Here is a 23,359-nt window from a genome sequence, read left to right on the forward strand (position 1 = left end):
GGCCGTGACCTCTACCGCGGGCCGGGCCACTCAGCCGAGCAGGCGCGGTCGTTTCCAGTCGGTGCCGTGCACGTGCTGGTCGAGAAAAGCGAACACGGTCTCGTACCAGATCACCGCGTGCTGCGGTTTCAACACCCAGTGGTTCTCATCGGGAAAGACGAGGAACTTGTGTTGGGTGCTTCCGTCGGCGTTGGCATGGTGCTCGGCCAGTTCCGACCACAGTCGCAGGCTCTCGCCGATCGGTACCCGATAGTCGTGGTCGCCATGAATCACGAGCATCGGCGTGCGAATGTCGCGCACGGCCTGGTGCGGCGAGTTGTCGATCATGCCCTGCTTCGAGAAGATGCTCTGCCAATATTTCGAATTGTCGGTCGTTCCGTTGAACTGATCGAGCGACCACAGGCTCGCGTGGCTCACGATGGCCCGAAACCGGTCGGTGTGCCCGGCAACCCAGTTGGCCATGTAGCCGCCGAACGATCCACCCATCGCCGCGGTGCGCGTCTGGTCGATCTCGGGGCGCGTTTCTGCGGCGTCCGTGATTGCGAGCAGATCGGTGTATGGCTTGGCACCCCAGGCATTCCAGCCCCGCGCGATGAAATCCAGGCCGTAGCCGGTCGACAGCGCGGGATCGGGCAGCAGCACCGCGTAGCCGCGCGCGACAGCCAGCAGCGGGCTCCAGCGCCAGCTCCAGGCATTCCAGCTGTTCAGCGGACCGCCGTGAATCCACAGCAATAGCGGGGCCGGATGCTGCGCCGACGCTTCCGCAGGCAGCAGTAGCCAGGCGCGCACCCGCGATCCGTCCTCGGCCAGGGTCTCCACCTCGGTGATCGTGCCGGGCACCGGGGGCAGGGCGGCCGGCGTGGCGAGCGTGGTGATGACTCCGGAACGGCTGATCCGCACCGGATGTGCCGGTGCGATCCACGAGGAACGCAAGGCCACGAGGTCGCCGGTCTGGGCGTCGACGCAGACGTTGCTGTAGCTGAAGTCGTCAACGCTGAGCTGTTCGGGCGGTGCGCCGTCAAGCGGCACCCGAAAAATTGGTCCGCGACCGTCGTGGTCAGCGGTGACGATGAGCGCGGTCGTGACTCCGTCTCGGGGTGCATCGAAGTTCAGGCTGGTCGGCCAGCGGTCCCAGGTGGCTGCGAGGCGACGGGGGTGGCCGCCGTCGAGGTTGGCGACCCAGATCTCCTGGTCGGCCGGACCCTCCGGGGTACTGACGGCGGTTCGCACGTACGCGATGAACAGACCGTCGACGCTCACGGCCGGCGACTCGAAGTTGACCTTCGGTTCGTCGAACAGGATGGTCTGGGTGCCGGTCGCAACGTCGATGGACGCCAAAACGTAACGGCCAGACCGCTGCTCGGCCACCCGCAGCGCCACGACGAGCGTGGCTCCGTCGGGGGTCAGGGCCTGCCCGGAGGTATCCATGGTGCGGCCGGGGGTGGGCGTGAGGTCTCGGGGGCGCGGGAGATCGGCGGGGTAGGGAGCGGGGGCATCCGCTGCCGTGTCGCTCGGGGTCGCCGGACTGGGCGGACTGCCCGGAGAGCCGATCCTGTCGTGCAGGTCGGCAAGATCGAGGCTGAGCAGGTGGGGTACTGCGGGGCCGAGGTCGTGGTCCCAGTAGCGCACCGGATAGCTCTCGTGCAAAATGGCCGCGACCTTCTTCTCGGTGCGCTCCTTGCGGGCGGCGCCCTCGATTTCAAGGTCGGTGGCGGTAGGCAGCAGATCGGCGGCGATCACGAGAGAGTTGGCGGCGGTCGCCACCGCGGCGATGCCTGACACTCCGCCGGTGAGGCCGGTGACCGCGCGTGCTTCACCGCCGGCGGCGGGCAGCAGCCAGAGCTGGGCAGTTTCGACATCTTTCTCAGCAGAAGCTGGGCCTGGCCGTGCGGAGACGAACAGAACGTCGCCCGCGGCAGTGAACGCCGCTTGGGATTCCCCCTTTGCCGACCGGGTGAGGCGGGTCGGAACCCCGAAACCATCGGCGGGCACCGACCAGAGTGCCCGCTCATAGCTGGTCTGATCAGGCACGAGGGTAGCGACAGTGAGCACGGCCCGTTGCCCGTCGGGCGAGAGCGTGACGCTCTCAACGCGGGGCAACGCGATGAAATCGTCGAGGCTCGAAAAGGGCGTGGGCGAGGACTCCAATGTCATGCCTCCACGCTAGCCGACGCTCCTGCGCAGGCCCCTGCCTGAACATTCGTTCGCGCTCGTAAATAACGGAGTACACTCAGAAATGATTCCACTCCACTATTGACCCGGACGCCGAGTAAATTTGCAGCAGTGAAATCTAGTGCAGTGAATTCAGGTGCCGTGAAATCGAACGCAAGGGAATCGGGTGGGAAGCGGATGCGGTCAAACCAACACACAGACGCCCCGGCCAGCGCCCGCGTAACCGTGAGTGCCGGCCGCCGGGAACGCAGCAAGGAAGCTAAACAGGCCCGCATCTTCGCGGCCGCCGCCGAGCTCTTCGCCGAACACGGCTATGCGTCTGTCACTACGCAGCAGATCGCTGAACGGGCCGATGTAGCCAACGGCACCCTGTTTCGCTACGCCTCGACCAAGGCCGAACTGCTGTTGATGGTCTGCAACGACGATTTTCGCCGAAACCTCGACCTCGGCCGGGTGAGCGTTTCCGCTGATGAATCCACCGCCACCGAACCAGCGCGGCGCATCCTGACCCTGCTCACTCCGCTGATCGAGGCCGGGCGGCGAGGCGACGCCAACACCGCCGCCTATCAGCGCGAGATCCTGTTCGGTGAACCGAGTGAGCGCTATCGCGCCGAAGCCCTCGTGCTCGTGGCCGATTTGCAGAATGCCATCGCGGGCATCCTGTCGGCTGCCTCTGCCTATACCTCGCCCGCTGCCGGCGCGCCCACTGCCGCAAGAGACCCGACGCTCGCCGCACGCGCAGTTTCCAACGTGCTCCACCTCGAGCTCGCTCGGGCCGCCCTGTCGGGAACGCCTTTCACCGATTTCATAGCCGTCCTGGCCAGCCAGATTGAGCTCATTACGCGGGGCTTTCTCGCACCAGGCCCGCCAGGATAGCGCTCTCGACGCGCCCTAACCCGCTCCGTACGACAAACCAACACCATGCTATTCAGCATCACGATAAAGGGACGAACCATGACCACATTGACCAACATCACCGTTCTCGGAACCGGCGTTCTCGGCTCCCAGATCGCCTACCAGACCGCGTTCCACGGCTTCAAGGTGGTCGCCTACGACATCACCGACACGGTTCTGGAGACCGCCAAGGCACGTTTTCGCACCCTCGCCGACACCTACGCGACCGACGTTGCCGGCGGTGCTGACGGCGCGGCCGAGCGGGCCCTCGATAACATCACCTATTCGAGCGACCTCGCCGCGGCCGTGCACGATGCCGATCTGGTCATCGAGGCCATCCCCGAGAACCTCGCGATCAAGAAAGACACCTACACCCGCCTCGGAGCTCTCGCCCCGGCAAGAACTATTTTCGCGACGAACTCATCGACGCTGCTGCCGAGCGACCTCATGGGGTTCACCGGTCGCCCTGACCGCTTTCTCGCGCTGCACTTTGCCAACCACGTCTGGGTGCACAACACCGCGGAGGTCATGGGGACGGCGCTGACCGATCCGGCCGTCTATGCGACGGTCGCCGAATTTGCCGGCGATATCGGAATGGTTCCGATCGAGATCAAGAAGGAGAAGGCCGGCTACCTGCTGAACTCCCTACTCATTCCGCTGCTTGACGCGGCCGCCGACCTGCTCGTGGACGGCATCGCCGAACCCGAGATGATCGACAAGACCTGGCGCATCGGCACCGGCGCCCCGGCCGGACCGTTCCAGATCTTCGATATCGTCGGACTCACCACCGCCTACAACATCTCGTCCACGGCCGGTCCCAAGCAACAAAAATTCGCCGAATACCTCAAGAAGAACTACCTCGACCAGGGCAAGCTCGGCCTAAGCACCGGCGAAGGCTTCTACAGCTACGCCCAGTAGCCCGCCAGTCATAGCTCGCGTGGCCCGGTGGCCGTGCAAAAGTGCGGAGATCTCGCCCGCCACCGGGTTAAGCCTCGGGCGGTGACCAGGCGCTGACCGATGATCCCGGTCGGGGGTGGCCGATTCTCCGCAGTTTGGTACCTGCCCGACGACGAGGCTCAGTTCAGGGCGTCGCCGAGCGGAGCATCGCCCACCAGGTATAACCGCTGCGTGGCCCGGGTCATCGCGACATAGAGCGCCCCGGCGCCACGCTCCGAGGAGGCCAAAATGGCCGCCGGGTCGACGACGATGACCGCATCGAACTCCAGCCCCTTCGCATCCTGGGGCGTGAGCAGCGCGATCGGGCGGGTCAGGCCGAGCGCCCCGACCCCGAGCAGGTCTCCAAACTCGGCCCGCAGCGTCGCTTCGAGCGTATCGATACCGGCGTCGACGACGATCACGGCGAGGGTGCCGCCGGCCCCCAACGCACGGTCTCGGCGCACCGCCGTCGCGGCATCCGCTACCGTGTCGACCGGCCATTCACTCGAGCGCACCGTGCGTGATCGTGTGATCTGCAATTGATGCGACAGGGCCACCGTCTCGGCCGCCGTGGCGATCTGGCTCGGCGTGCGATAGTTCACCGTCAGCTCTTCGAGCCGCCAGCGATCGGCTTCGGGCGAACCGTCGAGCACCGGCTGCAACGCCTCTTTCCAACTAGCGGATGCCGCAGCACTCGCCGCCTGGGCAATGTCGCCAACGATCGTGAACGACCGACGCGGACCGCGCCGCAGCACCAGCCGCCACTGCATGGGCGAGAGTTCCTGCGCTTCGTCGATGACCACGTGGCCGTACGTCCAGCTGCGATCCCGCGCGGCACGCTCACTGGTCGTGGCCCGTTCATCGAGTTCGGCGAAACTGGCGGCGAGATCTTTCGCGTTGACCAGGCCCTTCACCTGCATGTTCTCGATGGCCGTTTCGGCGTTCTCCACGTCACGCTTGCGCTGCTCCTTGAGCGCGCGCTTCTTCGCCTGGTCGACCGCGTTGTACTCACCGAGCAGCTCGGCCGCCTCATCGAGCAGCGGAATGTCGGCGATCGTGAACTCCGCCGCTCGCCCGCGGGCGAGCAGCTTACGCTGGGCGTAGCGCCAGCGCGGGGTCAGCTCGGCCAGCCACTGCGGCCGGGCATAGAGGTCTTGCAGCAGTCTTTGTGGGGTCAGCGGCAGCCACGCGGTGTTGAGCGCCACCCGCACGTCATCGGCCAGGCGCAGATCTTCGCGCAGCATGGGCAGGTCGGTGTCGTCCATCGACCGGCCCTGCTTCTGTAATTGTTCGAGCCACACCCGGGAGAGGGCATTGATGGCGGTCTTCACGAACGTGACCCTGGCCTCGTTGTGCGTCTTGCCGGTGCCGCGAGCGCGCGCAATCGCGTGCGCCACGAGTTCCGACTGCAGCACGATGCGGTCGCCGTTCACGACCAGCACCTGCGGGGCCGACGGGGTGCGCTGCCGGGAATGCACGGCCCGGGCAATGAGGTCGGCCATGAAGGCCTGGCCTTTGAGAGCCGCGACGGCCGGGGCATCCTCTCTGGTCGCTTCGACGCCGGGAAAGAGCTGCCCGACCGACGCGAGCACAACGCCGGTCTCGCCGAGCGAGGGCAGCACCGCCTCGATATACTGCAGGAACGAGCGTGATGGGCCGATGATGAGCACGCCACTGTCGCGCAGGCGATCCCGGTGCGTGTAAAGCAGGTAGGCAGCCCGGTGCAGGGCCACGGCGGTTTTGCCCGTACCCGGCCCGCCCTGAACGACGAGAACACCGGCCAGCTCCGAGCGGATTATGCGGTCCTGCTCCGCCTGAATGGTCGAGACGATGTCGGACATGTGCCCGGTACGCTGGGCCGTGAGGGCCGCGAGCAGTGCGCCCTCGCCCTGATGTGTGGTGGCCGACGGGTCTGCCAGAAGTGCCGCGTCGAGAATCTCGTCTTCGATGCGAATGATGCTGCGACCCTTGGAGAGCAGGTGACGGCGGGCCCGGGCGCCGAGCGGCGTGGCGGCGGTGGCCTGGTAGAACGCACTCGCCTGCGGCACCCGCCAGTCCAACAGCAACGGCTTGTGGTCTTCATCGCGCAGCCCGACCCGGCCAATGTAGCGGTAGACCGAGTCGCCGGAGCCGTCGGGCATCGTTTCCAGCCGGCCGAAGGCGAGCCGATCGTCGACCTCGCGCAATTGCACAATGCGGTCTTCGTAAAGGCGCGCGAAGGTGTCGCGTTCGCTGCGGGACTGGTGGTTACCGCCCACGTCGAGGCGGCGCACCGCAATCAGCTGATCGGCGGCCTCTGACGCCAGCGCGTCCAGCCGTGCGTACAGCGCCTGCACATAGTTCTGTTCCCGAACAAGCTCCTGGTCGATCACGAACACCCCTTAAACCGAAGTCCCTAGTTTAGTCGCGGTCGGTGTGGGCCTTGCTGTGTGTTGCGAGGCCCGCATGTGTCGAATGTTTACGTACCTGTTCGCTTATTCGCGCCGGCGGGAACATGCTGTGGTCATGTCAGTCATCGAGGTCGCACCGCTGGATCATATCCGGCGCGAGCGCAGCAGCATCAAGTGGACTCGGTTTCCCGCCGACGTACTTCCCTTGTTCGTTGCCGAGATGGACTATCCCCTCGCTCCGGCCATCGTCGCCACCCTGGTCGAGCGGGTGCAGGCCTCTGACACCGGCTACCTCGACGGCCCCGGCCCGCTCGCTCCGGCATTCGCCGAGTTCGCCCTCAGCCGTTGGGGCTGGACCGTCGACCCGAGCCACGTGCACCTCGCGACCGATGTGAGCGTCGGCATCGTCGAGGCCCTCCGCCTGGCCGTTCCGGCCGGCGGTCGCGTCGCGATCACCCCGCCGGTCTACCCGCCGTTCTACGAACTCGTGGAAGAGGCTGCGGCATCCGTTATCGAAACACCGCTGCTCGAGCAGGGTGACAGCTGGGTGCTCGACCTGGCGGCACTGGAAACCAGCTTCGCGAGCGGCATCGACGCGTTTCTGCTGTGCAACCCGCACAACCCGCACGGCATCGTCTGGCACCGCTCGACGCTCGAAGCGCTCGCCCGCCTCGCGGCGCAGTACGACGTGTTCGTGATCTCCGACGAGATCCACGCGCCGCTGACCTACCCCGGTGTCGCGTTCACCCCGTTCGCCCCGCTGGCCCTGACGGCCGGAGCCCGCGCGGTCACGGTGACCTCGGCGAGCAAGGGCTGGAACGTGGCCGGACTCAAGTGTGCGCTCGTCATCGCCGTCGATGACGCCACCAACGCCCTGCTCAACACGCTGCCCGAGGAGGTTGCCTGTCGCACCAGCATCCTCGGCCTGCACGCGAACATCGCCGCGTTCGGTTGTACCGACTGGCTCGACAATGCCATCGACCAAATTGTCGCCAACGATTTACTGCTCTCTGAACTGCTCCGCGAACACCTGCCCGCCGTGATTTACCACCGGCCGCGCGCCAGCTACCTCGCCTGGCTGGATCTGCGCCATCTGGGTCTGGGCGAGAGCCCGTACCAGCGCATTCTCGACGACGCCCGTGTCGCCCTCAACAACGGCGAATGCTTCGGCCTCGGCGGCCACGGCTTCGCCCGCCTCAACCTGGCCTGCTCCCCGCACACCCTGCGCGAGGCCGTCGCCCGCATCGCGGCCCTCGTCGCGCGGGTCGCCACCGAGAAGTCGGCACCGCCGCTGGTTGCGCCGGCGGCCTGATGCCGCCGTCCACAACGGATGCCCCGCTCCAGTCCCACACCCACGCAACAGGAAGTTCCATGGCCACGCCAGCAGCAGCATCCGCTTCACTACTGAATTCTGACGCTACCGAGGTCGTGGCGCCGATCACCGACTGGGACGGCTTCAGCTTTGATACCCGCCAGGTGCACGTGGGCGAATACGCCGACGAGAACCGCGGCGCGCGCATTCCGCCGCTCACCCTCAGCGCCGGCTACGTCTTCGACTCGTTCGATGACGGGGCCGCCCGGTTCAACGGCGGGTCTCGCGAACCCATCTATTCGAGGCAGGGCAACCCGACCAACGCGGTCGCCGAGCAACGCCTCGCATCGCTCGAAGGCGGAACCGCCTGCGTCGCCGTGTCGAGCGGGCAGGCTGCGATCAGCGCCGCCCTGTTCGCCCTGGCCGAGTCGGGCGAGCACATTGTGTCGACCGCGAGCATCTACGGTGGTACCCGCATTCTGCTCGGCCGCAGCTTTCACCGCATGGGCATCGAGGTCGACTACGTCTGGGACACCGATTCCGACGCCGCCTGGGACGCTGTGATTCGGCCAGAGACCAAGGCCATTTTCACCGAAACCATTCCGAATCCGCGCAACGACGTTGTCGATATCGCCCGCATCGCAGCGGTCGCCCGCCGGCACGGCATTCCACTCGTGGTCGACAACACCGTGGCCACGCCGTACCTGATCCGCCCGTTCGAGCACGGCGCCGACATCGTCGTGCACTCAACCACCAAGTTTCTCAGCGGCCACGGCGCCGGAGTGTCCGGTGCGATCGTCGACGGCGGCACCTTCGACTGGGCGGCCAGCTCACGCCGCTACCCCCTGTTGACCGACTCGCTGCGCCCCGGCCTGCCCGCACTGCTCGACCGGTTCGGCCCGGCCGCCTTCGCCCAGTACGTGCGCGAAGCCGTCGTCAACGACGTCGGCCCATCCCTCTCTCCGTTCAACGGATTTCTGCTGCACCAGGGCATCGAAACCCTGTCACTGCGCATGGAACGGCACGTCGACAACTCGATCGCCATCGCGCACTGGCTCGAAGAACAGCCAGAGGTCGAGGTCGTCGACTACGCCGGCCTGCCGAGCAGCCCGCTGCACGAGGTCGCCCAGAAGTACTACAACGGCCGCACCGGGTCGGTGTTCGCCGTCACCGTGAAGGGCGGCACCGAGGGGGCCCGCGCCTTCACGAACGGCCTGCGGGTGTTCAGCCGCATGACCGGAATCGGTGACACCCGCTCGATGGTGCTGCATCCGCTCACCACCACTCACGCGTCGTTTGCCCCCGACCTCAACGCCCGCCTCGGCATTACCGCCGGGATGCTGCGCCTGTCCGTCGGTATCGAAGCACTGGATGACCTTCTGCTTGACCTACGCGGGGGGCTCGACCGAGTCGCCGGCATCCTCTAAACGCTAGGTACTCTGAAGTAATGAAGCTCACCGCGCCAACTTTCACCCTGCCCAAACGCACCTTCGCCCCACTGGGCGCCCTCATTCTGCTCGCCGCCCTAAGCGGATGCGCCACCGCCGATTCCCGCGCCGGCTCGCCGACATCCGCCGGCGCAACCGCAACCGCCGAAGCGGATGCCTCCACCGCCGACTGCGCCGGCGTCACCGTCGTCGTCGACTACGGCACGCTCGACGCCGCTACGGTCACCGACTGTGTCGACGCGACCGAGGCGTTGGCCGCGAGCGAAACCCTCGCCACGACCGGCGTCACGACCGAGGGCAGCGTGGAATACGGCGACCAGATCGTCTGCCGCGTCAACGACCGCCCGGCCGCCGACGAGACCGTCGTGGTCGAGGGCCAGCAGTCGTTCACCGAAACCTGCGCCTCGATGCCGCCGGCCTACGCCTACTGGGCCCTCTGGGTGAAGGCCACCCCCGACGCTGACTGGGATTACGCGCAGGAGGGCCTCGGCACGCTTGAGGTCAGGCCCGGCCAGTCCGTGGGACTCGTCTACACGACCGGCACCGAAACACCCACGCCCGGCAGCTAAGTGGTTCGTCTGCGCCTGGCCCCACTGCGCGCGGCAGTCGTGCTCGCCGTCGGCTTCGTGCTGCTGCGGGTCGTCTACCGCGTGGTGTTTGGTGGCGCCTCGGGCGTAGGAACAGTGCTCGTTGAGCTACCCCGGTTGCGCCTCGACGGGCCGTTCAGCCACGTAACAATGTTCGGTCCGATCGCCGTGGTCGGGCTCGGCAACGCCGCCCTGAGTGCGCTTCCAGTTGCCGCCGTGATCGTGTTCTTCGGACTGCTCAACGCCGTCGTCAACGTGCAGGCCCTGTTTGCCCGCGGCGCCAGCCGGGGACCACTGCGGGCCATTTCGCGCTCGCTCGTGATCGCCTGGGCCACCTTTCCGGCGCTCCTCACGGCGGTGCGGCGCGTGCGGGTCGCGCGTGCCCTGCGCGGTGAGCGGTCGATCGCGTCGCTGCTGGTGCCGGTTTTCGAGCAGACCATCGAGCGCGCGCTCGCGTTGGCGGCGTCGATGGAATCCCGAGGCTTCGCGGCCACCCGCGTCGTAACGGGCGTGTGCGAGGCACCCATAGTGCTCCGGGATGCTGCGCTCAGCTTCGGTGCCGGGCCTGACCAGACGAACTGGCACCTCGACGAGCTCACCGTCACGCTGGTGCCCGGCACCCTCACCGTGATCGTCGGCGCCACCGGATCGGGAAAGACCAGCCTGCTGCACAGCATGAGCGGCCTGTTTCAGCACTTCTACGACGGCGTTCAGCACGGCCGCATCGACATTGCCGGTGTCGACCGGGCGTCAACTCCCCCGCGTGACACCGCCGGATTCGTCGGGTTGGTCGGGCAGAACGTGCGGCTCGGCTTCGCCGCCGAAACCGTACACGACGAGATCGGCTTTGCCCTCGCCGTGCGCAATGTCGCCCCGCCGATCGTGCATGCCCGCGTACTCGAAGTGGCCGCACGGCTGCAGATCGAACACCTCGTCGATCGCCCGATCGAGCGTCTCTCGGCCGGTGAAGCCAGCCTCGTCGCGATCGCAGCGGCCCTCGTGAACCATCCCATCCTGTTGCTCGTTGACGAACCCCTCGCCAACCTCGACGCGGCCGCCCGCGAGCGGGTCGTCGCCGTGCTTGGCCAGCTTGCCCACGAGGCTGGCGTCTGCGTTGTCATCGTCGAACACAACGCTCGCGAGTTCAGCCGGGTGGCGGATGCCTGGCTGCAGATTCAAGGCAGCCGCCTGCACGAGATCTCCCCCGAGGAGATTCAGACGACGCCTATCGCCGAGATTGCCCCACCGACGCCGATCCCGAGTGTTGCTGCAGAGCCGCTCGCGAGCATCCGTCAGCTGAGTGTTCGGCATCGAACCGAGCTGGCCGTCGACGAGGTGTCCTTTCAGGTGCAGGCCGGCGAGCTCGTGGCACTTTGCGGCAGCAATGGCGCCGGCAAGAGCAGCCTGTTGCACGCGATCGCGCTGCCGACGGGTGCCGACATCGTCGTCGTCGCCGGGCGCGATGTTCATTCGCTCAAGCAGCGAACGCGTCGGCAGGCCGTGGCGCTCGTGCCGGAGAATTTCGATGACCTGTTGTTTGCGATCACCGTGGCCGAGGAATGCCGCCGCGCCGATCGCACGCTGGTCGGCGCTGACACGGCAGCGACGTTCGCCCACCTGCTCGGTTTCGACAGCACAGCGGATGCCGCGCCCCTGTTGCAGCGCCACCCGCGCGACCTCTCCGCCGGCGAACGGCTCTGCCTCGTGATGGCGCTTCAGCTCGCCGCCCGGCCCGCCCTGCTGCTCGTCGACGAACCCACCCGGGGTCTCGACCACCGGGCGCGTGCCCTCGTCAGCTCGGCGCTGCTCACGGCCGCCGGTCAGGCCTCGGCGGTCATCTTCGCCACCCACGACGACGACTTTGCGCGCGGCCTCGCCACGCGAACCCTGCGCATGCGCGCGGGCCGGCTCGAGACCCCAATCGAGGTGCTGTCGTGACCGTTGTGTTGTCCCCGCGCCGCAGCATCCGCTGGACCTCGTTCATTCTCGGTGGGGGTAGCCTGCTGGCCGCGGCCGCCTTCGCCTGGCCGTTCTTCGTCTCTGCGGTGCCGGCCGACGCACAGGTCGCGGTTCCGATCGTCGCGTTCGCACTCATTCCAGCGCTCATCGTGGCCCTCGCCCTCACCGTGGACCGCGAAATATACACGGCGAAAACCGTGGCGCTGCTCGGCGTGCTGTCGGCGGTCGGCGCTGCGGTGCGCATCGCCGGTGCCGGCGTTGGCGGGGTCGAGGCCGTGTTCGTGCTGCTCATTCTGGCCGGCCGAGTCTACGGCGCGCGGTTCGGTTTTCTGCTGGGTCTGCTCACCATCGCGGTATCCTCGCTGCTCTGGGGCGGCTTCGGTCCGTGGACCCCGTTCCAGATGTTCGCCTGCGGCTGGGTGGGCGCCGGTGCGGGGCTGCTCCGCCGCCGACCGAAAGCGTATTCGTCGAACGAGCGACCGCGGAGTGCGACGGCCCAGCGCTGGGGTGCCCGCGGGGAGATTGCCCTGCTCGCCGGCTACGGCGTCATCTCTTCATATCTGTTCGGGCTTCTGATGAACCTCTGGTTTTGGCCGTTCGCGGTCGGCGCTGGCACCGACATCTCCTACACGGCGAGCGCGGACCCCGGGCAGAACCTGGCCTCGTTCGCGCTCTACTCGCTCATCACCTCAACGCTCACCTGGGACACAGTGCGTGCGATCACGACGGTGGTCGGTATCGCCCTGGTCGGGCCAGCCGTGCTCGCCGCACTGCGCCGCGCCCGACTGAGTCCCGCCCGTTAGGCGAGGTCAGACCGAGAAGTACTTCGCTTCCGGGTGGTGAAAGACGAACGCGTCGGTGGACTGCTCCGGGTGCAGCTGCAATTCCTCCGACAAGACCACACCCATACGCTCCGGCTTCAGCAGTTCAACCACCTTGCGACGATCCTCCATCTCTGGGCAGGCCGGGTAGCCCAGCGAGAACCGGGCGCCACGATACTCGAGCTTGAACATGCCGGCAATATCGGTGGGGTCCTCGCCGCCCACACCGAGTTCAGAGCGGATGCGCGAGTGCCAGTACTCGGCGAGGGCCTCGGTGAGCTGCATGGTCAGTCCATTGAGTTCCATATAGTCGCGGTACTGGTTCGCGGCGAACATCTTGGCCGTGACCTCGTCAACGTGGGAGCCGGCGGTGACCAGCTGGAGGGCGACGACATCCGTTTGGCCGGCGTCTCTGGAACGCACGAAGTCGGCCAGGCAGAGGTGCTTGTCGCGGCGCTGGCGGGGAAAGTTGAACCGCAGGCGATCGGTGCCGAGCTCGTCGCCCGAGCCGCCGTCGGGTGCGAGCAGGCCGGCCTGGCCGACGAGCCCGGTGGGGTCGTCGCCGTGGTGGAGCACGACCAGGTCGTCGCCCTCGGCGACGACCGGGAAGTAACCGTAGGCTACGGAGGCGTCGAGCATGCCTTCGCCGAGGATGCGGTCGAGCCAGTAGCGCAGGCGCGGCCGACCGACGGTGTCGACCAGCTCCTGATAGCTGGCGCCGTCTTCGGCCCGGCTTGGTTTCAGCCCCCACTGGCCCATAAAGGTGGCGCGTTCGTCGAGAAAGGCCGAGAACTCGGCGAGGGCCACGCCCTTGACGATGCGGGTGCCCCAGAACGGCGGTACCGGAATGGGGTTGTCGCGGGACACCTCGGAGCGGCCGGGCATCTCTTCCGGCTCGGTGAGGGTGAGGAGGCTCTTCTTGTGAATGCGTTTTTTGAGCGCGGGCAGACCGACCGTTGACGGATCGGCACCGCGAGCGATGGCCACGAGTGGCTCCATCAACGCCAGGCCTTCGAAGGCGTCGCGGGCGTAACGAACCTGCCCGGCGAAGACACTGTCGAGGTCGTCTTCAACATAGGAGCGGGTGAGGGCGGCGCCGCCGAGCAGAATCGGCCATTTGTTTGCTAGTCCGCGCGACTCGAGTTCGAGCAGGTTCTCCTTCATCACGACCGTGGATTTCACGAGCAGGCCGCTCATGCCGATCACGTCGGCGTTGTTCTCCTCAGCGACCCGAATGAACTCGGCTATCGGCTGCTTGATACCGATGTTGATCACGTCGTAGCCGTTGTTGGTAAGAATGATATCGACGAGGTTCTTGCCAATGTCGTGCACGTCGCCGCGCACGGTGCCAAGCACGATGGTGCCCTTGCCGGCCGCTTCGGATTTCTCCATGTGCGGCTCCAGCAGTGCCACGGCGGCCTTCATAACCTCGGCGGATTGCAGCACAAACGGCAACTGCATCTCGCCGCTGCCAAACCGCGCGCCGACAACCTGCATGCCCACGAGCAGGTGCACGTTGACGATGTCGAGGGCGCTCAGGCCGCCGGCCCGGGCGAGGTCAAGATCGGCCTCGAGCCCCTTGGCCTCACCGTCAATAATGCGGCGTTCCAGCCGTTCCCCAACAGGTAGGGCGGCGAGCTCAGCGGCGCGTTCATCTTTCAGGGCGGCGGAGTCGACGCCCGCGAACAGGTCGAGGAGCGCGACCAGCGGGTCGTAGGTGAGGGTACCGTCGGCGTCGTATTCCCGGCGATCCCAAACCAGGTCGAGGGCTACCTTGCGGCGGTCGTCAGGTACAGAGGCGAGCGGCACGATCTTGGCGGAGTTGACAATGGCGGAGTCGAGGCCGGCCTCGGTGGCCTCGTGCAAAAACACCGAGTTGAGCACCGACCGGGCGGCCGGGTTCAGTCCGAACGACACGTTCGAGACGCCGAGGGTGGTGTGAATACCGGGGTACTTGGCCTTGATCTGCCGAATCGCCTCGATGGTCTCGATGCCGTCGCGACGGGTTTCTTCCTGCCCGGTCGCGATCGGAAAGGTCAGGGCATCCACGATGATGTCCTCGACGCGCATGCCCCAGACGTTGACGAGCGTGTCGACCAGGCGGGTGGCGATGCGCACCTTGTGTTCGGCGGTGCGGGCCTGGCCCTCTTCGTCGATGGTGAGGGCGATCACGGCGGCGCCGTGCTCTTTCACGAGCGGCATGATGCGCCCGAACCGCGAGGTGGGCCCTTCGCCGTCTTCGAAGTTGACCGAGTTCACCACCGGGCGTCCGCCGATGAGTTCCATACCGGCCTGCAGCACGGCCGGCTCGGTGGAGTCGACGACGAGCGGCAGGGTCGACGCGCTCGCGAGCCTTGAGACGACCTGCTTCATGTCGGCGATGCCGTCGCGGCCGACGTAGTCGATGCAGACGTCGAGCAGGTGGGCGCCGTCGCGCACCTGGCTGCGGGCGATGTCGACGCAGTCGTCCCAGTTTTCGGCGAGCATTGCGTCGCGAAAGGCGCGGGAGCCGTTGGCGTTGGTGCGTTCGCCGATGGCGAGAAAGGCGCTGTCCTGGTCGAAACTGACGTGCTGGTACAGGCTCGCGACGCCGGCATCCGCTTCGAGAACGCGCGGCTTTGCGGTGACGCCGCGCAACCGCTCGACCACCTTGCGCATGTGTGCTGGAGTCGTGCCACAGCATCCGCCCACCAGCCCCAGCCCGAACTCCTTCACAAACTGTTCGTGCGCCGTGGCGAGCTGGTCGGGGGTCAGCGGATAGCTCGCGCCGGTTTTGGTGAGCTGCGGCAAGCCGGCGTTCGGCATACAGATCACGGGCACGCGCGAGAACTTCGAGAGGTGCCGCAGGTGCTCACTCATCTCGGTCGGCCCGGTGGCACAGTTCAGGCCGATCGCATCGATGCCGAGCGGTTCGAGCGCGGTCAGCGCGGCGCCGATTTCACTGCCCATGAGCATGGTTCCGGTGGTCTCGACCGTCACCTCGACAAAAATCGGCAAGCGGATGCCGGTCTCACTGATTGCCTGCTTGCAGCCGTTCACCGCGCTCTTGGTCTGCAGCAGGTCCTGCGAGGTTTCGATGAGAAAGGCGTCAGCGCCGCCGTGAATGAGCCCGAGCGCCTGCTCGGCGAAGGTGGCCTTGAGATTGGCGTAGGTGGTGTGGCCGAGGCTCGGCAGCTTGGTACCCGGGCCCATCGAGCCGAGCACCCAGCGCATTCGACCATCACGGGCCTCGAATTTTTCAGCGCTGGTGCGGGCGATCTCGGCTCCGAGCCGGGCGAGTTCCTCGATGCGGTCTTCGATGCCGTAGTCGGAGAGGTTCGACCAGTTCGCGCCGAAGGTGTTGGTCTCGATGGCGTCGATGCCGGTCTCGAGGTAGACGTCGTGAATGGCCGCAATGATGTCGGGGCGGCTCACGTTCAGGATCTCGTTGCAGCCCTCGAGCTGCTGGTAGTCGTCGAGGGTGGGGTTGTGCTCCTGCAGCATGGTGCCCATGGCGCCGTCGGCAATCACCACGGAGTTCGTGACGGCAGCGAGCAGGGCCTGGGACCGAGCCGGGCGCGCCGCTTCGACGGGGGATTCGGCGTCGGTTGTTCGCTCGGTACTCATTGGCTCGGTGCTCATTGGATCAGCTTAACGGCGGGTGTGAACGGCCGGCTTCGCCGAAGTAACGTTTCTTAGCCTGAGCGGGTGCGCGCGGCTCCGGTTGAGACCGCCGCAACTCGGCGCCGACCCAGACTGCCGCCGCAACTCGGCGCCGACCCAGACTGCCGCCGCAACTCGGCGCCGACCCAGACTGCCGCCGCAACTCGGCGCCGACCCAGACTGCCGCCGCAACTCGGCGCCCCAGGGGCGCCGAGTGTCGTGCGGGCCGCGTGGCACGCGGTAACTACTCGGTGAGTGACGAAAGATCCTGTGCCAGGCACAGAGATCGGAGCCCCCGCATATTTCGCAATTCACGAGCGTCACCGCAGCCGCTTCCCCCCGGAAGCCACGTTAGACATGTCTATCGTAACCCATGGGGAGATGCCGCTGCACGCATCCGCTCTGGCCGCATCAGGCGGGCGGTAGGCTGGGTGGGCCAACAGGGGGTATCAATGAGCTATGCGTCACGCCAGAAACAGGCGCACGCCATGGTGGTTGCGCTGAACCTGCCCCGCCCCCTGACGGCCCAATTGCTGCACCAGCATATGGAAACGGTGCGTGGTAAGAAGATCGTGGTGCAGATCGCGACCCCGGCCATGCTCGAGGTTGGTCTCTGCGGGCTTTGGATTGCCGTGGCCGGGGAGAGTTTTGAGCGAATCCACCATGCGCCGACGACCTCCATGGTGCACCGTCAGCAGTTCATCAATCACGAATTCGGCCACATGATTCTCGACCAGGAACAAGTGCTGCTCTCGGCGGAGCGGGTCGCTCTGCTGGCACCGCTGATTCCGCTGGATGCCATCGCCTACGCACTGTCTCGCAGCCGGTTCACCGACGAGCAGGAGGCCCTCGCTGAGGTCATCGGCGATCAACTGGCATTGATGATGTTGCACGATGGGCCCGCAGCGGCCTATGGCACCCAAACCGGATTCGGACGAGTTCTCTAGTGCAGGCCGTCCTTATATCTCTCTCGACCGCGATCTGGATTGCCGCACTCATCTGCGTGCCTTCCGCCATTCATGGGCGGCGCCGACCCGTTCTACTGTTTCTTGTCGTATTCGCATTGTCCACAACGCTTATGCCCCAACTCGTCTACAGGCCAGTGGATGCGCTCCTCGGTGGCGGCAACGTGACCTACTTCGCTTTCCACGCTTTGAGTATTGTCGCCATCGCCATCCTCGATGTCATCGTGCAAGAAGCAACCCTGCCGAACGGTCCAACGCGTGCTCGTAAGCGTGCCACCGTGGGGATTGCTGCGGCGATAATTGTGGCCCAGTCCATTCTGTTCTTTGGAAGCGACTGGCGTGTCACAAAAAATATTTCTGCGGCCTTCATGTCCCGTTGGGACTTTGCTGCTTATGCGGCTACTACCTGGATCGCCATGGCAATCTTTGCGGTAACTTTTACCATCGCGTGTCTCTTAGATATGCGGCGGCAACACCGCTTGGTCACGCGAATCTCGTTGGGACTTATGGTGCTCGCCGGCCTCGGTGTTCTCGCTTACGTAGCAATCAGCCTGGCGAGCGCCGTGCTGGCCGTTCTATACCCGGACTTTCGCCTCATCGGCTGGGCTTTGACGCTCTATACCCTGATACTGCTCGTTTCACCGATCAGTCTCGTCGTCGGCCTGGGGCTCACAACAACGGTCGACGGACTCGCCGCCGGTCGAAAAAACTACCGCGACCGCACACTGCTCTGGCGCATCACTCCCATGTGGCAGCGCATACTAGGCGACACTCCGTACCTCAGCATCGAGCGTCACCTGTCCCCCCGGCAACTGCTCACGGTGCGTGCACCGGGCGTTCACCTGTATCGGCGGCATGTCGAAATTCGCGACAGCCTGCTGCTGCACCCCGGGCAGACCCTTTCTCTGGCCGAGCAGACCACCCTCGATTTGGCCGAAGCTCGTACCCGGGCCATATCACCGGTCGAACCCAGCGAAGTCTTCGGACGCAACCGATGATGGCCACGCCCGAATCCCACCCCGTGAGCCCGCAGCTCGAGCTGGCGCGCAAGCTCAACCTGCTGCTCGACGTCGTCGTGGCCGAGGGCAACACCCCCTACACGTATCGCCAGATTGAAGCAGGCTTGAACGAACGCGGCCTGACCCTGTCACGGGCACGCTGGGCTTACATGATCACCGGCGAGGGGCCTCTCGTTACCGATCCGGCGTTGCTAACCGGCATAGCCGAGTTCTTCCGCATCCCCCCGGAATACATGCTCGGCGGAGGCGGGGACCTGCCCGAACGCGTCGACGCTCAACTCGCGTTCGTGAAGAGTCTCCGCGTTCAACGCGTGGTGAGCTTCGCGGCGAGAATGCTCGGCGACGTCTCCCCCGAGACGCTGCAGTCGATCACCGAGCTGCTGGCGAACGAGAGCCCCCCTCCAGAGGCCAGCCCGCCCGTCTGAGAGCGGCCGGGTCAGTGCCCGGTACCGCCGGCGATCGTGTACGACCACAGCTCACTGCTCACACCGACGGGGCGTGCGGCCGGTTCGCCTTCCTTCGGCGTCTCGCTGCGGTGCCCGTGCGCGAAGGACGGGGAGCTCAGCCAGGCCTGAAACGATTCCTCGTCGGCCCAACGAGTCACGACGAGCCAGGTCAGGCGGTCATCCGTGGGCTTGAGCAGTTCGAAGCCCTCAAAACCGGGGCGGTCGTCGACGGCACCGGCACGGGCGGCGAAGCGCTGGGCCAGCTCGTCGCCGCCGTCGCTCGGCACGGTAATGGCGTTGATTTTGATGATCGTCATGGGGCTGCTTTCTGTTCGAACGCTCGAAGGTATTTCCACCATGCTGCCACTTTCCGCTGCGAGGCCGCGCCGTTTCCTCGGCGCGACCTCGCCGGGGGCCCATCCGGCTCCCCGAACCGAGCTGCGTTCCCTATTCGTAAAGACCATTGCTTATGCTGGAGAAACCATGCGACTTCTCCTGATCCGCCACGGCCAGACTCCCGGCAACGTTCTCGGACGGCTCGACACCGAACGTCCTGGCCCAGGCTTGACCGATCTCGGCCTGCGCCAGGCCGCGGCTATTCCCGACGCCTTGCGCTCCGACCCCATCGACGCCATTTTCGTGTCGACGCTGCTGCGCACCCAGCTGACGGCGCATCCGCTCGCCGCCGATCGCGGCCTCGAGCTGCAGGTCGCGACCGGCCTGCATGAAATCGAAGCCGGCGCGCTCGAGGGACTTCGCGATCGAGAATCCGTGCGCAGCTATCTGCAAACCGCAGTGGCCTGGGGTTCTGGTGACCTCGACCAGCGAATGCCCGGCGCTCACGACGGTCACCACTTCTTTCGGCGGTTCGATGCCGACATTGCTGTGGCGGCCGCGAACGCAGACGTCGCCGCGGTGTTCAGCCACGGCGCGGCCATTCGCGTGTGGACCGCCGCCCGCGCTCAGAACGTGCCGGCAACCTTCGCGGGCGAGAACGAGCTCGACAACACCGGGGTGGTCGAGCTCACCGGCTCGCCCGACGAGGGCTGGACCCTGCTGTCCTGGGCCGGCCTGCCGGTTGGCGGAATGGCTCTCGCCGACCTCGGCGCCGCAGACCCCCTGGGCGAGCCGCTCGACGAGGTCTGAGTTCGCGGCATCCGCCCGCCGACCCGTGAGTTTCGTGCGCCGACCCGCATCCGCTGGCCGAGCTTGTAGAGACCGCCAGAGGTGGCGGCGATCGATCTCGAAAGGCTACTGCGGCCCGCGCCGGGGCACTCGCGGGCGCACGAGCGCGTGGCTGTCGCGCAATAACTGCTCGACGAGCTCATCGGGTACGTGGCCGTCCTGCACGATCGTGATCCAGTGTTTCTTATTGAGGTGATAGCCCGGTGTGATCCACTCCGGAAACTCCTCGCGCAGGGCGCGGCTCTCCTCCGGATCGCACTTGAGCGACACAGTGAGCGGCTCGCTCGCCAGCGCCGCGAGGGCGAAGATCTTGCCGTTGCCGCTGGTCTTGAACACGCTCGTCTCCTCACCGAATGGAAACGTCTCCACAGCCTGCGGCAGGCTCAGGCAGAGGTCGACGAGCGCGTCAGGGGTCATGTCGCCAATCTACGCTGCGACGAGGTTCATCGCGTCGGCGGTCAGTTTTACCGAACGCAGACGGCCGTCGATGAACGGCGACTGGTGGGCGAGAATGAGCTCGTCTGCCCCGGTTCCCTCGGCGAACTCCTCAAGGTAGGCGCGCACCTCCTCGGCCGTGCCGACCGCGGAATAGCGCATCATCTTGGCGATATTGCGGCCCTCCGGCGTGGTCAGAAAAACGTCGATCTGGTCGTCGCTGTACTCGGGGGTCGCCGGTCCGCGGGATAGCATGCCGCGCACCCGCGTGCGGCGAGTGGTCTCGAACTGGTGCACGGCATCCGCTTTATCATCGGCTGCGATCACGTTGGCGGCCACGATGAGGTGCGGGGCGGCGAGCTGCTCCGACGGGGTGAAGTCGCGGCGGTAGAGCGCGATGGCGTCGTGCAGCGCGTCGGGAGCGAAGTGCGACGCGAAGGCGTATGGCAGTCCGAGCGCGGCCGCGAGCCCGGCACCGAAGAGCGATGACCCGAGAATGTACAGCGGCACATTGGTGCCGGCGCCGGGTACCGCCTGAACGCCGGGCACGATCGACTGGCCGCGGAGGTAGGCCTGCAGTTCCATGACGTCCTGCGGAAACTGGTCGGAGGCGCGCGGGTCCCGGCGCATCGCCCTGGCGGTGTTCTGGTCGCTGCCGGGCGCACGCCCGAGACCCAGGTCGATACGGTCGGGGTAGAGCTCGGCAAGGGTGCCGTACTGCTCGGCAATGACGAGCGGAGAGTGGTTGGGCAGCATGACGCCGCCGGATCCCAGCCGGATCGTGCGGGTCTGCCCGGCCACGTGGCCGATCAGAATGCTCGTCGCCGACGATCCGATGGTTGGCATATTGTGGTGCTCGGCGTACCAGACCCGCTCATAACCGTGTTTCTCGGCGGCCTGCGCGAGCGCGACACTCGCCGCGAAGCTCTCCCGAGCGGTCTGCCCGGGGGCAATCGGGGCGAGGTCAAGGATGGAGAGCGGAATAGTCATACTGGGGCCAACACGTACGCGCCCAAATCGTTACCCGGCATGCCAAAGCAACGCGAAGTCGTCGTGACTCAGCCGGCCTCGGGCAGTCGGCCGACGCCGGGCATGAAGCGTCCGACGCGCGAACCGTAGGAGAGATAATCGGGGTGCTCGGCCACGAGCATCCGTTCTTCCCAGCGCGTCTTCACCGACAGCAGCCCGACCAAAGCGATCCACACCACGACGTGCCACGCGGATGCCCCCACCAGCACGAGCGCAAGGCCGCCGGTCATGAGTCCCGCGTAAATCGGGCTTCGCATGAGGCTGTACACCCCCGAAGTGATCAGCGGGGCACGCTCGCGGGGAATCGGACTCGCGGTCAAGGCCGGACCGAGTGCTATAACTCCAAGCACCGCCAGTGAGGCACCGACCAGTCCCAACGCGACAGCGGCCACGACGAGGCCGACGCCGGTCGACCAGAGCGAGCCGTGCGGCAGAAAGGCGAGCGCACCCAGCAACAGAAATTGCCCGGCAACCAAGCTGAGTGCGAGAGCACGTTTCATAGCTTGAGGGTACGCCCAATAGTGCACGGCGCCAACGCAGATGAGCACTGCCTCATCACGGTGTAACGAAATGAAACATTTTCGACATAATGCAGACAATCCGCACACGCGCGCCTTAACCTCGAACGAAGAGACCAGCTCCGCCGATGCCGCCGGAGAGTGACATCGGGCTTCGATGCCGATTGCGTGCTTCACATTCGCGAATGATCAATTCGGGGCAAGCGCGTGCTTTGCCACGTGCATCCGCCCGGCAGCTCACCGAGTTGCCCCGCTGAAGTGGAACCATGACTATGACCGACGACGAACTCCTGCTTGAGATTGACTACACCGGATACGACAGCTCCTGCCGCGACCCCCACGTCACGCCGGCCGAGGACCTCGTGGAATGCCGCCGCCTGCGCGGCCATGTTGACGACATGCACGGCACCCGGGCCGGGGTGCGCGCCATTCGTTGGGCGTCCGGTGCCACTCCCCTGGCTGCCTGACCTGTACGGCTGCCTGACCTGTACGGCTGCCTAACCTGTCCGGCTGCGCCCGAACAACACCATCGCGCCAGAAGAACGGATGCGCGCGCCCGATTTGGGTAGCCGCTACGCCGGTTACTGTAGCGGCTACCCGTCTGGGGCGCGCGCATGGCCGTTCTGACCGTGCACGGTGCGAGAGGATGGTCACAGCGCCGCTAGCGCGCTCACCGACGAAGGAGCACACCCATGTTCACGGGCCTTAGCGCATTTCCCCTGACTCCCACGGACGAGAATGGGATCGATGAGCGTGCGTTCGTTGGTCTGGTGTCGCGGCTCGCCGCCGCCGGCGTCGACTCGATCGGAGCGCTCGGTTCGACCGGTGGGTACGCCTATCTCAGCCGCGAGCAGCGTGCCCGCACTGCCCGGGCTGCGGTCGAGGGGGCAGGCACGACCCCGGTGATCGTGGGAATCGGCGCTCTCCGCACCCTCGACGTGCTCAACCTCGCAGCGGATGCGCAAACCGCCGGCGCCGCCGCGGTACTGCTCGCGCCCGTGACCTATCAGCCGTTGACCGACGACGAGGTGTTCGGGCTATATGAGACCGTCACGGCAGAATTGTCCGTTCCACTGGTCGTTTACGACAACCCGGGCACGACGCACGTCACGTTCAGCGACGAGTTGCACGGTCGCATTGCCGCACTGCCGAACATCGGCTCGATCAAGATTCCCGGCATTGCCGCCGATGATGCCCCGGCCAGAATCGCCGCGCTCCGGGCAGTGGTACCCGCGCACGTCACCATCGGTGTCTCCGGGGACTGGCTCGCCGCTGGCGGACTCCTCGGCGGCGCCGACGCCTGGTACAGCGTGCTCGGCGGGCTCTTTCCCGAATCCGCGCTGGCCATCGCCCGCGTCGCCCAAGCCGGCGACCAGGCGGCGGCCGCGGCCTCCGACCGGCTGGAACCCCTGTGGGCGCTCTTTCGCCGGCATGGCAGCCTCCGCGTCATGTCAGCCGCGGCCGAGTTGCTCGGCCTGGTCAGCTCCCCCAACCTGCCGCTCCCGCTGCTCCCACTCGACCCGGCCAGCCGCCGCGAACTCGACGCCGCTCTCGGCGAGCTGGGCCTGGCCCAGCTGACCTGAACGAGCTGGCCCAGGTAG

General features: G+C 66.3%; 19 protein-coding genes and 1 pseudogene. 13 read left to right on the top strand and 7 right to left on the bottom strand.

Annotation, left to right across the window (positions count from 1 at the left end):
- Positions 1-30 precede the first annotated feature (30 nt).
- On the bottom strand, positions 31-2,154 hold the full coding sequence (locus QMK31_RS12180; RefSeq protein WP_283501211.1) for a S9 family peptidase: 2,124 nt from the start codon (positions 2,152-2,154) through the stop codon (positions 31-33).
- A gap of 195 nt (positions 2,155-2,349) precedes the next feature.
- On the opposite strand from QMK31_RS12180, the gene QMK31_RS12185 reads away from it, so the two are divergent.
- Complete coding sequence (locus QMK31_RS12185; protein WP_283501212.1) at positions 2,350-3,048, top strand: TetR/AcrR family transcriptional regulator; 699 nt, start codon at positions 2,350-2,352, stop codon at positions 3,046-3,048.
- A 78-nt stretch (positions 3,049-3,126) separates the two neighbouring features.
- Entirely contained in the window at positions 3,127-3,984 is an 858-nt protein-coding gene (locus QMK31_RS12190; RefSeq protein WP_283501213.1) for a 3-hydroxyacyl-CoA dehydrogenase, read from the top strand.
- Between the two features lie 158 nt (positions 3,985-4,142).
- On the opposite strand, the gene QMK31_RS12195 is transcribed toward QMK31_RS12190, so the two are convergent.
- Positions 4,143-6,374: a HelD family protein gene (locus QMK31_RS12195; protein WP_283501214.1), complete on the bottom strand. Its 2,232-nt coding sequence runs from the start codon at positions 6,372-6,374 to the stop codon at positions 4,143-4,145.
- Between the two features lie 133 nt (positions 6,375-6,507).
- Between QMK31_RS12195 and QMK31_RS12200 the strand changes: the two genes are divergently transcribed.
- The 5 genes and pseudogenes from QMK31_RS12200 to QMK31_RS12220 form a co-directional block, all read left to right on the top strand.
- On the top strand, positions 6,508-7,704 hold the full coding sequence (locus tag QMK31_RS12200) for a MalY/PatB family protein (RefSeq protein ID WP_283501215.1): 1,197 nt from the start codon (positions 6,508-6,510) through the stop codon (positions 7,702-7,704).
- A gap of 59 nt (positions 7,705-7,763) precedes the next feature.
- Positions 7,764-9,131, top strand: a complete 1,368-nt coding sequence (locus QMK31_RS12205; protein WP_283501216.1) for an O-acetylhomoserine aminocarboxypropyltransferase/cysteine synthase family protein — start codon at positions 7,764-7,766, stop codon at positions 9,129-9,131.
- A gap of 20 nt (positions 9,132-9,151) precedes the next feature.
- The gene (locus tag QMK31_RS12210) at positions 9,152-9,721 is read left to right on the top strand and encodes a hypothetical protein (RefSeq protein ID WP_283501217.1); all 570 of its coding nucleotides are present in this window, start codon (positions 9,152-9,154) and stop codon (positions 9,719-9,721) included.
- Positions 9,722-11,677 (top strand): ATP-binding cassette domain-containing protein, encoded by a 1,956-nt coding sequence (locus tag QMK31_RS12215; RefSeq protein WP_283501218.1) that lies wholly within the window; start codon positions 9,722-9,724, stop codon positions 11,675-11,677.
- A 209-nt stretch (positions 11,678-11,886) separates the two neighbouring features.
- A pseudogene (locus QMK31_RS12220) lies at positions 11,887-12,501 on the top strand (ECF transporter S component); the annotation flags it as partial.
- A gap of 6 nt (positions 12,502-12,507) precedes the next feature.
- Here QMK31_RS12220 and metH read toward each other — a convergent pair.
- Complete coding sequence (gene metH, locus QMK31_RS12225) at positions 12,508-16,125, bottom strand: methionine synthase (RefSeq protein WP_283501316.1); 3,618 nt, start codon at positions 16,123-16,125, stop codon at positions 12,508-12,510.
- A gap of 488 nt (positions 16,126-16,613) precedes the next feature.
- Here metH and QMK31_RS12230 point away from each other — a divergent pair, with 488 nt between their 5' ends.
- From QMK31_RS12230 to QMK31_RS12240, 3 genes are all read left to right on the top strand, one after another.
- Positions 16,614-17,108, top strand: a complete 495-nt coding sequence (locus tag QMK31_RS12230) for a hypothetical protein (RefSeq protein WP_283501220.1) — start codon at positions 16,614-16,616, stop codon at positions 17,106-17,108.
- 131 nt (positions 17,109-17,239) lie between these two features.
- Positions 17,240-18,124 carry a DUF6545 domain-containing protein gene (locus tag QMK31_RS12235; protein WP_283501221.1) on the top strand — a complete coding sequence of 295 codons (885 nt, stop codon included), beginning with the start codon at positions 17,240-17,242 and terminating at the stop codon, positions 18,122-18,124.
- A complete protein-coding gene (locus QMK31_RS12240) occupies positions 18,121-18,570 on the top strand; it encodes a hypothetical protein (RefSeq protein ID WP_283501222.1) in 450 nt (149 codons plus the stop codon). Before QMK31_RS12235 ends, QMK31_RS12240 begins: the two co-directional genes overlap by 4 nt.
- An 11-nt stretch (positions 18,571-18,581) precedes the next feature.
- Here the strand turns inward: QMK31_RS12240 and QMK31_RS12245 are convergent, their stop codons facing one another.
- On the bottom strand, positions 18,582-18,908 hold the full coding sequence (locus QMK31_RS12245) for an antibiotic biosynthesis monooxygenase family protein (RefSeq protein WP_283501223.1): 327 nt from the start codon (positions 18,906-18,908) through the stop codon (positions 18,582-18,584).
- A gap of 166 nt (positions 18,909-19,074) precedes the next feature.
- On the opposite strand from QMK31_RS12245, the gene QMK31_RS12250 reads away from it, so the two are divergent.
- A complete protein-coding gene (locus QMK31_RS12250; RefSeq protein WP_283501224.1) occupies positions 19,075-19,737 on the top strand; it encodes a histidine phosphatase family protein in 663 nt (220 codons plus the stop codon).
- Positions 19,738-19,842: 105 nt separating this feature from the next.
- Here QMK31_RS12250 and QMK31_RS12255 read toward each other — a convergent pair whose 3' ends face one another.
- From QMK31_RS12255 to QMK31_RS12265, 3 genes are all read right to left on the bottom strand, one after another.
- The gene (locus QMK31_RS12255) at positions 19,843-20,193 is read right to left on the bottom strand and encodes an MmcQ/YjbR family DNA-binding protein (RefSeq protein ID WP_283501225.1); all 351 of its coding nucleotides are present in this window, start codon (positions 20,191-20,193) and stop codon (positions 19,843-19,845) included.
- A 9-nt stretch (positions 20,194-20,202) separates the two neighbouring features.
- Positions 20,203-21,201 (bottom strand): LLM class flavin-dependent oxidoreductase, encoded by a 999-nt coding sequence (locus QMK31_RS12260; RefSeq protein ID WP_283501226.1) that lies wholly within the window; start codon positions 21,199-21,201, stop codon positions 20,203-20,205.
- 68 nt (positions 21,202-21,269) lie between these two features.
- Positions 21,270-21,740, bottom strand: coding sequence for a methyltransferase family protein (locus QMK31_RS12265; RefSeq protein ID WP_283501227.1), 471 nt, complete (start codon positions 21,738-21,740; stop codon positions 21,270-21,272).
- 284 nt (positions 21,741-22,024) lie between these two features.
- Between QMK31_RS12265 and QMK31_RS12270 the strand changes: the two genes are divergently transcribed.
- The gene (locus tag QMK31_RS12270) at positions 22,025-22,225 is read left to right on the top strand and encodes a hypothetical protein (protein ID WP_283501228.1); all 201 of its coding nucleotides are present in this window, start codon (positions 22,025-22,027) and stop codon (positions 22,223-22,225) included.
- A gap of 225 nt (positions 22,226-22,450) precedes the next feature.
- Entirely contained in the window at positions 22,451-23,341 is an 891-nt protein-coding gene (locus tag QMK31_RS12275; protein WP_283501229.1) for a dihydrodipicolinate synthase family protein, read from the top strand.
- Positions 23,342-23,359 lie beyond the last annotated feature (18 nt).

The organism is Cryobacterium sp. PH31-O1 (assembly GCF_030063455.1).
Taxonomy (GTDB): domain Bacteria; phylum Actinomycetota; class Actinomycetes; order Actinomycetales; family Microbacteriaceae; genus Cryobacterium.

Coding starts and splice junctions, on each gene's coding strand:
- QMK31_RS12180 (WP_283501211.1), bottom strand. CDS start 2,154: ATGACATTGGAGTCCTCGCCCACGCCCTTTTCGAGCCTCGACGATTTC.
- QMK31_RS12185 (WP_283501212.1), top strand. CDS start 2,350: ATGCGGTCAAACCAACACACAGACGCCCCGGCCAGCGCCCGCGTAACC.
- QMK31_RS12190 (WP_283501213.1), top strand. CDS start 3,127: ATGACCACATTGACCAACATCACCGTTCTCGGAACCGGCGTTCTCGGC.
- QMK31_RS12200 (WP_283501215.1), top strand. CDS start 6,508: ATGTCAGTCATCGAGGTCGCACCGCTGGATCATATCCGGCGCGAGCGC.
- QMK31_RS12205 (WP_283501216.1), top strand. CDS start 7,764: ATGGCCACGCCAGCAGCAGCATCCGCTTCACTACTGAATTCTGACGCT.
- QMK31_RS12210 (WP_283501217.1), top strand. CDS start 9,152: ATGAAGCTCACCGCGCCAACTTTCACCCTGCCCAAACGCACCTTCGCC.
- metH (WP_283501316.1), bottom strand. CDS start 16,125: ATGAGTACCGAGCGAACAACCGACGCCGAATCCCCCGTCGAAGCGGCG.
- QMK31_RS12230 (WP_283501220.1), top strand. CDS start 16,614: ATGAGCTATGCGTCACGCCAGAAACAGGCGCACGCCATGGTGGTTGCG.
- QMK31_RS12235 (WP_283501221.1), top strand. CDS start 17,240: ATGCCCCAACTCGTCTACAGGCCAGTGGATGCGCTCCTCGGTGGCGGC.
- QMK31_RS12240 (WP_283501222.1), top strand. CDS start 18,121: ATGATGGCCACGCCCGAATCCCACCCCGTGAGCCCGCAGCTCGAGCTG.
- QMK31_RS12245 (WP_283501223.1), bottom strand. CDS start 18,908: ATGACGATCATCAAAATCAACGCCATTACCGTGCCGAGCGACGGCGGC.
- QMK31_RS12250 (WP_283501224.1), top strand. CDS start 19,075: ATGCGACTTCTCCTGATCCGCCACGGCCAGACTCCCGGCAACGTTCTC.
- QMK31_RS12255 (WP_283501225.1), bottom strand. CDS start 20,193: ATGACCCCTGACGCGCTCGTCGACCTCTGCCTGAGCCTGCCGCAGGCT.
- QMK31_RS12260 (WP_283501226.1), bottom strand. CDS start 21,201: ATGACTATTCCGCTCTCCATCCTTGACCTCGCCCCGATTGCCCCCGGG.
- QMK31_RS12265 (WP_283501227.1), bottom strand. CDS start 21,740: ATGAAACGTGCTCTCGCACTCAGCTTGGTTGCCGGGCAATTTCTGTTG.
- QMK31_RS12270 (WP_283501228.1), top strand. CDS start 22,025: ATGACTATGACCGACGACGAACTCCTGCTTGAGATTGACTACACCGGA.
- QMK31_RS12275 (WP_283501229.1), top strand. CDS start 22,451: ATGTTCACGGGCCTTAGCGCATTTCCCCTGACTCCCACGGACGAGAAT.